7 protein-coding genes are annotated in these 9451 nt (G+C 40.3%); 4 read left to right on the forward strand and 3 right to left on the reverse strand.

All coding sequences use genetic code 11. The annotated features are described in order from the left end of the window. Positions 1–89: 89 nt before the first annotated feature. Entirely contained in the window at positions 90–1721 is a 1632-nt protein-coding gene (locus tag GNF10_RS09575; protein WP_185585881.1) for a DUF655 domain-containing protein, read from the forward strand. 245 nt (positions 1722–1966) lie between these two features. On the opposite strand, the gene GNF10_RS09580 is transcribed toward GNF10_RS09575, so the two are convergent. Beyond that, on the reverse strand, positions 1967–3052 hold the full coding sequence (locus GNF10_RS09580) for a glycosyltransferase family 4 protein (protein ID WP_185585882.1): 1086 nt from the start codon (positions 3050–3052) through the stop codon (positions 1967–1969). 860 nt (positions 3053–3912) lie between these two features. Here GNF10_RS09580 and GNF10_RS09585 point away from each other — a divergent pair. The 3 genes from GNF10_RS09585 to GNF10_RS09595 all read left to right on the forward strand — a co-directional run bounded on the left by GNF10_RS09585 (position 3913) and on the right by GNF10_RS09595 (position 7364). Beyond that, positions 3913–4716: an ABC transporter permease gene (locus GNF10_RS09585; protein ID WP_185581990.1), complete on the forward strand. Its 804-nt coding sequence runs from the start codon at positions 3913–3915 to the stop codon at positions 4714–4716. A 320-nt stretch (positions 4717–5036) separates the two neighbouring features. Further along, complete coding sequence (locus GNF10_RS09590; RefSeq protein ID WP_185581862.1) at positions 5037–6875, forward strand: bifunctional serine/threonine-protein kinase/formylglycine-generating enzyme family protein; 1839 nt, start codon at positions 5037–5039, stop codon at positions 6873–6875. 27 nt (positions 6876–6902) lie between these two features. Then, on the forward strand, positions 6903–7364 hold the full coding sequence (locus tag GNF10_RS09595) for a hypothetical protein (RefSeq protein WP_185581863.1): 462 nt from the start codon (positions 6903–6905) through the stop codon (positions 7362–7364). Between the two features lie 265 nt (positions 7365–7629). On the opposite strand, the gene GNF10_RS09600 is transcribed toward GNF10_RS09595, so the two are convergent. Both GNF10_RS09600 and GNF10_RS09605 read right to left on the reverse strand, forming a co-directional pair. Beyond that, positions 7630–7767: a hypothetical protein gene (locus tag GNF10_RS09600; RefSeq protein WP_185581864.1), complete on the reverse strand. Its 138-nt coding sequence runs from the start codon at positions 7765–7767 to the stop codon at positions 7630–7632. A 39-nt stretch (positions 7768–7806) separates the two neighbouring features. Further along, complete coding sequence (locus GNF10_RS09605) at positions 7807–9354, reverse strand: NAD(P)/FAD-dependent oxidoreductase (protein ID WP_185607145.1); 1548 nt, start codon at positions 9352–9354, stop codon at positions 7807–7809. Positions 9355–9451: the final 97 nt, after the last annotated feature.

The raw sequence follows: 9451 nt of genomic DNA on the forward strand, positions 1-9451 counted from the left end.
TTGGAAAGTTATTTTTCTAATTAATTTAGAATACAAAATTTTGGGAATGATAAATCTGTCCACTCCCAATCCACTTTTAACAGATTACAGTGCAACTTATCTCTAGACAAAGATATTTTTCATATATCTTTTTACTGATATTCTCCCTCGCTGGTTGTCAACGAGTCCAGTCTTTCAATCAGCGTCCAGCACCTTTACCACAAGACCCTTTAGTTCAAGTTTACTTTAACCATTCTGAGTCTTCAGAATACAAAGAAGCTTACCGTCAGCAAACTCGCTTCGGGGATGATTTAGAAAAAGAAATTGTCAATGCTATTATGCACGCTAAATCTACGATCGATGTGGCGGTGCAAGAGTTACGTTTACCCAAAGTTGCCCAAGCATTGGTTGAGAGGCAAAAAGCTGGGGTAAAAGTCAGGATAATTTTAGAAAATATCTACAGCAGACCTTGGAGTAGTTTGACATCTGCCGAAGTAAGTAAGTTAGATAAAAGGGAACAAGAACGCTACAACGAATTCCGCAAATTTATCGATATTAACCAAGATAATCAACTCAGCCCAGCAGAAATCAATCAAAGAGATGCTTTAATAATTTTGCAGAATGCTAAAATTCCCTGGATAGACGATCGAGCAGATGGTTCAGCAGGTAGCAGCTTGATGCACCATAAATTTGTGATTGTAGATAATCGCATTGTAATTATCACTTCAGCGAATTTTACGTTAAGTGATACATCTGGTGATTTTACAAATTTCAATACTTTAGGCAATGCCAATAACTTATTGCAGATTGACAGCCCAGAATTAGCATCTTTATTTACAGAAGAGTTTAATATTATGTGGGGAGATGGGCCAGGAGGTAAGCCAGATAGTCGATTTGGGTTACAAAAACCGATGCGATTGCCTAAAAAAATTACATTAAATCAAACCACAATTACTGTGCAATTTTCGCCAACTTCTCCGACTGAACCCTGGAGTAACAGTAGTAATGGCTTAATTGGTAAAACTTTAGATTCAGCAACCAAATCTGTTGAGATGGCCTTATTTGTCTTTTCCGATCAGCGACTTGCCAATATCTTAGAAAATCGCCATCAACAAAATGTACAAATTCGCGCTTTAATTGAACCACAATTTGCATATCGTCCCTACAGTGAAGCCTTAGATATGATGGGAGTTGCTCTCAGTAATAAATGTAAATATGAAGTTGATAACCATCCTTGGCAAAATCCAATTACTACTGTAGGTGTACCTGTGTTACCTAAAGGCGATTTATTGCATCACAAATTTAGTGTAATAGATAGCCAAACAGTAATTACAGGTTCTCATAATTGGTCAGATGCTGCCAATAATGGTAACGATGAGACACTTGTAGTAATTGAAAATCCCATAGTTGCGGCTCACTATGTGCGAGAATTTGCTCGTCTTTATACCAAAGTTAAACCCGGCTTACCACCAGCAATTCAAGAAAAAGTTAAATTAGAACAAACACGCTGTCCCCAGATAAAAAGTTCTTCATCAAGTGAAGTACAAGCAATTAAACAAATAAATATTAACACTGCAAGTTTGGAAGAATTAGAAACTCTCCCTGGCGTGGGTAAGAAGTTAGCACAACGGATAATTTTTAGCCGTCAACAGCAAAAATTTACATCTTTACAAAACTTAGAAAGAGTCCCAGGGGTTAAAGCCAAGACATTGGAAAAATGGCGCAATCGCGTGATTTGGTAGCAATCTTTGTTTAAGGACTGCCAAATTAAAAAACATTCAAAAATCTTATACAACAATCATCTCTCTTCTTCATCTCTCTGTGCCCTCTGCGCCTCTGTGGTTCGTTTTCTTGGATAATTTGTTTCTTGAAAATCCCTTACTAAAAAATAAGATCCCCCTAAATCCCCCTTAAAAAGGGGGACTTTGGCTCAGGTTCCCCCTTTTTTTAAGGGGGGTTAGGGGGGATCGCTTTTTAGGCACACAAATTAAATGCGATCGCTACTTAAAGCAATCAAACTGCGTGAATGCCCATTCCGAGAAAATCGTTCTGCTATTATTTGTTGATAAACCGCTTCATAGCCATCAGTCATTTGCTCAACGCTGAAAAGGTCTTCGACATATTGGCGACAAGTGTGACGGTCTAACTCTATTACCCGATCGATAGCACTGATGCACTCTTGAATATTATTGCAGAGGAAACCCGTCTTACCGTGGGAAATTACCTCTTCAGTAGACCCCAAATTCATCGCAATCACTGGCGTACCCGAAGCCATTGACTCAACCATGACTAATCCAAAGGGTTCCCGCCAAGTAATGGGGAACAAAGTTGCAAATGCGCCTCCCATGAGAGCATTTTTTTGAGCATGATTAGCTTCACCCAAGTACTGAATTTGCTCTCCGTCAACGTGCGGTTTGATTTCCTTCTCAAAGTATTCCACATCAACGACATCTACCTTACCTGCCATTTTCAAGCACCAACCGGCTTGTTTTGCAATTTCTATTGCTAAATGCGCTCCCTTTTCAGGAGACATCCGACCCAAAAACGCTAGGTAGGGAGGATCTTCTGGTTGGGCGTGAAAATTATAACTGCTGACATCAATTCCGTTGTAGACCGTTGCTAGATAATTCAACCCTAACTTTTGTTCTCGTTGTGCATCAGAAATACTGACGTAGGGTTGTTTTTTACCAAAACTAAACATCTTTTCGTTGTCAGAGGTGAAAATACCGTGCAAAGTATGAACCGTAGGGGTTGTGACGAGATTTGCATAAGCCAGCGCCCCACATCCTATATGGGAGTGAATAATATCAAACTCTTCTGCGCGTTCATACACCGAAGCGAGATTCAGCATTTCATAAACGCTGTAATCTTTGATAGTGCGATCGAGTCTGAGGGCATGGGGATGAACTGACACTAGTTTTGCCAGACTGATAGAATCTCCCGATGCAAATAAAGTTACTTCGTGTCCGCGTCGGACTAATTCATCGGTTAGTAACCCCACTACTAACTCTATACCCCCATAAGCTGGAGGTGGAACTCTTTCCCATAATGGAGCTACTTGAGCAATTCTCATCACAAACCTCCTAAAAAATAAAACTAGAATTAGAAGTTTTTTATTTCTGTTGTCGTAGTGCTTGTAATTGATTGACTTGGCATCAGAAACTAACTTCAGATTCTAAACTTATTAACAATTGTCTTCAAATCTTATGATCTTTTTTTTATATTATTCGTCTATCCTAGTACGGAAATTACCCACTCCTAAAGAGGTAAATTTATTCCGATATATTAATCTTTGGTTGTTTAGTGTAATTTTAAATATATATTTTGTGATTGATAATAATTTCATAAAATAGCCAAAATTAACTTTAGATAGTGATATTGGGTGATAAATATCCAATTCCGCTGATCAACTATCGGATTTACAAATATTAATTAAATAATAAAACCTACAAGCACTCTTTAGGCGGCTTTCCCTACTCTAAAAGATAAGCTGTAGCTGTCCAAAAGGCAGATTTTGGTAAATTAGGTAGTTTGAAATCAAAAACAGCAATTTTGCTAGAAGTTCTATCCAAGTTTTTCAAGGTAAACCTCGTTTATCTTGAGAACCGTAGTTTTGTAGGTTGGGTGGAGCGATCGCGTAACCCAACATAAAATTTGGTGGTAATGTTGGGTTGCGTTTCACTCCACCCAACCTACATAAATTAATATATCTTTTAAAAAACTCTTGGTTTCAACATAGATGAGGTTTAACAATCAATTCTGTTCCTGTTAACCTTATTTAAAGGCAATAAGAAGTCACGAGAATTTAATTTTTCTACCTCCATGAGTTGGATTCCCTAGTAGTCCAGAGGGAGAAAACAGAGTTAAATTATTGACTTATTACATTAAATATGATATTTTGTATTTCCATCAATAAAAATCATATATATAAACGTGAATATCTTTCCATCTCGCAAAAAACCGCGTGTCTCATGGCAGGCGGTTTTCTCACTAGTAATATTTGTGTTCATGTACCTGCCTATACTGGTACTTAGTTTTTATAGCTTCAATCAGTCGCCCTATAGCGCAACTTGGCAAGGATTTACTCTCGATTGGTATCGCAAGTTGTTCAGCGACGATCGCATTTTATCAGCTTTGCAAAACAGTATGATCGTTGCTGGTTGTGCAGTTGGGGTTTCAGCCGTGCTGGGAACTTTGATGGCGGTTGGGTTAGCGCGTTACGAATTTCCTGGCAAGAAATTGTATCGGGGTGTTGCTTACCTACCATTGATTATTCCTGATATTGCGATCGCAGTGGCAACCCTAGTTTGTTTAGCCGCCTTTGCCATACCCCTAAGTTTGTGGACGATAGTTGCAGCGCATATCGTGTTTTGTCTCGCCTACGTTGGACTTGTGGTTGCTTCACGACTTACCAATTTAGATCCCCACTTAGAAGAAGCAGCACTAGATTTAGGTGCTACACCAATCCAAGCTTTCATGCAAGTATTGTTACCTCAACTGATGCCTGGTATTTTGGCTGGTTGTCTTTTGGCCTTTGTCCTCAGCCTAGACGACTTTCTGATTTCTAGTTTTACTGCTGGTAGCGGTTCTAACACCCTACCAATGGAAATTTTTAGTCGGATTAGAACAGGAGTCAAGCCTGATATTAACGCTTTGAGTGTCATGTTGATTTCAGTATCTGCGATGGTTGCATTTATAGCTGAATTAATTCGCGCTTCTGGAGAAAATAAAAGCTAAAAATAAAACTTGTAATTAATAATCAAAATTATGGATAACTTGGTTCTCCATGAACTTTTTGGGATGGCAAAAAAAGCTATATTCAAAGAGACGTTGCAATGTAAACTCCTCTACATTCTTCATCCTTATGTATTTGTATTTACCAATAGTTAGAAACGTCCCAACATAAATAAATATATAAAATTTATTCATCTTCTTGTTTTCATGTTGAAAGGAGTTTAAGCACATGAATAAACTTCCGTGTTCGCTTCTCTACATAACTGTTTTCAATTAGATAATATTGGGGCTAACTTTGGAGAAGATGCTATTTCCCCCTCATTATGCAAATCTGCCAAAATCCCAATTGCTCAAATCCATTCAACTCTGCTAGCAATAGATTTTGCGTGAGTTGCGGACAAAGCAACTTTGGCAAACTTCTAAGAAGCCGTTACCGCGTATTAAGACTCTTAGGTGAAGGTGGATTTAGTAGAACCTATGCTACAGAAGATGTAGACAGACTAAACGCGCCTTGCGTCATCAAGCAATTTTTCCCCCAATTTCAGGGAACTGGACAACGCACCAAAGCAGCAGAATTTTTTAAAGAAGAGGCTTTTCGGTTGTATGAACTGGGAGAGAATCATACCCAAATTCCTAGATTACTAGCTTATTTTGAGCAAGGTGCTAGTTTGTATCTTGTCCAAGAATTCATTCAAGGAAAAACTCTCTTACAAGAAGTTCAGCAACAAATCTATGGTGAAAAACAGATTTGGGAACTTTTAGCTGACTTATTGCCAGTTCTAGAATTTATTCATACCCATAACGTTATTCATCGGGATATCAAACCAGAAAATATTATCCGCCGTGCAAGTGATCAAAAACCCGTATTAATTGATTTTGGCGGTGCTAAACAGGTAACACAAACCAGTTTAGGAAGACAAGCGACAGTAATTTATACCCTTGGTTATGCCCCAACCGAACAAATGGCTGGATTTGCTTGTCACGGTAGTGATTTGTATGCTTTGGGTGTAACTTGTGTGCGTCTTTTAACTCGATGTTTACCTTTGCAGGATGCTTCTGGACAGGTTAATGACCCTATTTATGATGCCATGAATGCTAAATGGTTGTGGCGCGAACGATTACAAGAAAAAGGCATTACTATTAGCGACGATTTAGGAAGAATTTTAGAGAAATTACTAAAACATCTACCGAGTGAAAGATATCAAACAGCAGTAGAAGTTATCAACGATTTGAATTTTGCAACATCGAATATTGAACCTGTTGCCCTGAAAATTGTTTCGATGTCTCAACCTATATTACCGCCGCTACCACAAAAAATAATCGTACCATTACCTCCCTTAGAAACTTTTGAATTTGACGTAGTGACAGTAGACACAGGTGGTAGAGAAGTAAACCGCATGAGTGGTAATGCCAACTTCTTTGCGGAAGAATTGGGTAAATCTGTCACCTTAGAAATGGTATCGATTCCTGGCGGTACTTACATGATGGGTTCACCAGAGTTTGAAGGAGATGCTGATGAACGTCCTCGGCATAAAGTTACCGTCGAACCATTTTTTATGGGAAAATTTCCCGTAACTCAAGCACAGTGGAGAGTAGTAGCAGCTTTACCCAAAATCAAACAAGCTTTAAATCCCAATCCGTCGAAATTTAAAGGTTTAGATAGACCAGTAGAAAATGTATCTTGGTATGAGGCTGTAGAATTCTGTCTCAGACTATCAGAAAAAACTGGACGCGACTATCGTTTACCTAGTGAGGCTGAATGGGAATATGCTTGTCGGGCTGGAACTACAACATCCTTCCACTTTGGCGAAACCATTACCTCTGAGTTAGTCAGTTGCACTATCGAAACAAAAAGCAAATTTCGTAGAGAAACAACAAATGTCGGCAGTTTTGAAGTTGCCAACGCCTTTGGATTGTACGATATGCACGGGCTAGTTTGGGAATGGTGCGCTGACTCGTGGCACAACAATTACAGCGATGCACCCTCAGATGGAACAGCCTGGGAAGTTGGCGGTGATATTAATCGTCGGGTGCTACGTGGTGGTTCTTGGAGTTTCAATGCCGAACTGTGTCGCAGCGCCAGTCGTAGCTGGAATGAGTCAGATGGTGGGTTAAGAGTTTGTGGCTTTAGAGTAGTATTTTCTGTAGAGGAGATTATTTAGCAATTTAATTTATAGGCTGTAGTAATTATGAAAAACAAAATTGAGAAAGGTGACATAGTAATTATTAATAAAAATGGAAAATATCATGATCAAGTAGGTGAAGTTAGTGGGGTTGATTACGATATTTTCTTTGTCAAAATAGTAAAAGTAAAGTTAGAGAGTCAAGAAGAAACTTTCCAAGAAAAAGATTTAACGTTAAAAATTAAAAAACCGACCATTGAAGAAGTCGTTACTGCAATAGATAAAGTTTTAGGACAAGTTGAGCAAATTCTTAACTTGCCAACAAAAGAGAAAGTAGAGTTACCCAATCGTCTAAAATATCTTAAATTAGATATTCCTAAATTAGATCAGCAGGTAATTCAAAAAAACTTTGACAATATAGATAAAACACTTGCAGCAGCAAGAGAAGCAGACTCTTCAGCAAGCTTTTGGCAAGAGATAGATCCTAATTTAGAGAAAATAAGCTGGTGGGTTAGAACAAATCTGTAAACCGACAAGAAAGTCAGCGAGAATAAATCACTTGTTCCCAGACTCTGCCTAGAAATGCCTAGTACATTCTTCGTAGAGAGGGCGATTTATCGCGTCTCTCTAAGAGGTTGTTTGAAAAGTGGTTGACTGTGATTTTAGGCACTAACTGATCCCCCCTAGCCCCCCTTAAAAAGGGGGGAACCGGAATCAAAGTCCCCCTTTTTAAGGGGGATTTAGGGGGATCTAGAATGTTTTGTTACCAAGAAGAAAACTTTTCAAACATCCTCTAACGTATCAGTCTTTTAGACGCGATAAATCGCGTCTCTACATGAGGGCTTTCTGGCTTATCCCAAGTTTTGTAGGTTGGGTGGAGCGATCGCGTAACCCAACATAAATAAGCTGGTAATGTTGGGTTGCGTTTCACTCCACCCAACGTACATTAATAAATTTTATACTCAATAAATTAAATGTACTTGATATCCTGAAGCATAGCTAAATGTTTATTAACTGGTGCAAGGGTATTGGCAGCAATCAGCCCACTAGCGGCGACTGCTGGTAAACCAATACCGGGAAATGTTGAGTCGCCACAGCACATCAATCCTGGTAGGGGTGTGCTGGGGCCAGGAAACATACCACTTCCAGGCTGAATTGCCGGGCCGTAAGAACCTTGGTGACGGCGGAGATAACGCTCGTGAGTTAAAGGTGTACCAACAAGTGTGACTTCGCAGCGAGAGCGAATATCTGGAATTATCCGCTCTAAAGCTTGCCACATTACTTCTGCACGCGATCGCTTTTGTTCGACATATTCTTGGCTCCTCCTATCCATTCCCTGCCAGATAGAGTATGGTTCATTACCAGGTGTATACACATGAATCACGTGTTTACCTGCTGGCGCTAAAGATGGATCGAGAACTGAAGGGATAGAGATCACCACCACATTTTGAGGTGCTGTTACGCCCAATTCCCAGTTATTGACTACGATGTAATGACACCGCAAATTTGGCTGCAATCCTTGAGCATCGATGCCTAAATGCAGGTGCATAAAGCTATCACACTCAGGGGTAGCCTGTCTTTTGCTGCGGTACTGTTTAGGTATTGCCTTTTCTGGTAGTAACTTCAGTGTGTCCCAAACCGAAGCATTAGAAATCACTGCTCGTTTTGCACGAATTTCGGAGCGATCGCGCAGACGCACACCCACCGCACGATTACCTTCTACAAGCACTTCTTCTACATGAGCGCCCATAATCAGCTTCCCACCGTGACGCTCTAACCCTTGTACAAGGCTGTCAACTAAAGCACCACTACCACCAATGGGATATTCCAGGATTGCATCTGGGCGATACCAGTCCGCAAACATAAATGCTACCTCTGCGGCGCTAGTGCCATCTGCGGGCAATCCAGAAAGTAGAAAGCACAGCAAATTCAGCCAGTTTCGGGTAAAGGAGTCTTTAACAACCCCATCCATAATCCGGCTGAAGGGACCCGTCAGCTTAATTATATTCGCCACATTTTTTGTCAGAGATGGGACAAACGGGCCCACAGTTCTAGCTGCACCAAAATCAAAGCGTAATGCGGCTGGTGGTATAGAAGTTGCAGCCCTAGCAAATGGTTCCATAACGCGCTGGAGTTCTCGCCATTCAGCAACAGCATCATCACCACAGAATTTCATCAGCACTTCACAAAATTGCTCTGCACCAACCGCCGTGTCAAAATCACCTTCTGGTAGACAACAACCCCAAGTATCGTAGGTGACGCATGGCAATTCAGAACCAATTGCATCTAACACTTGTCGCAAAGGGTTAGCAGAGGGGCTGTAAGATATTCCAGAATAGAGAGACGGGCCAGAGTCGAACTTGAAACCATTGCGCTCAAAACCATGAGCAGCGCCTCCAGCAATGGAGTGGCTTTCGCAGACTATCACATCAAAGCCATATCGTGCCAAAAGCGCAGCACAACTCAAACCGCCAATACCGCTACCAATAACAACTATATCTGTATCTGTGTTTTGCATATCCCTGATGTTTGCAACAATAAATCAAAACAGGTGTGGAAACTTGGATAATATCATTCGCTCCCCCATCCAGAAACTGCTCTAATAAGGCAGGGGG

It is taken from the genome of Nostoc sp. UCD121, assembly GCF_014222285.1.
Classification (GTDB): domain Bacteria; phylum Cyanobacteriota; class Cyanobacteriia; order Cyanobacteriales; family Nostocaceae; genus Nostoc.

Coding starts and splice junctions, on each gene's coding strand:
- GNF10_RS09605 (WP_185607145.1), bottom strand. CDS start 9,354: ATGCAAAACACAGATACAGATATAGTTGTTATTGGTAGCGGTATTGGC.
- GNF10_RS09580 (WP_185585882.1), bottom strand. CDS start 3,052: ATGAGAATTGCTCAAGTAGCTCCATTATGGGAAAGAGTTCCACCTCCA.
- GNF10_RS09590 (WP_185581862.1), top strand. CDS start 5,037: ATGCAAATCTGCCAAAATCCCAATTGCTCAAATCCATTCAACTCTGCT.
- GNF10_RS09595 (WP_185581863.1), top strand. CDS start 6,903: ATGAAAAACAAAATTGAGAAAGGTGACATAGTAATTATTAATAAAAAT.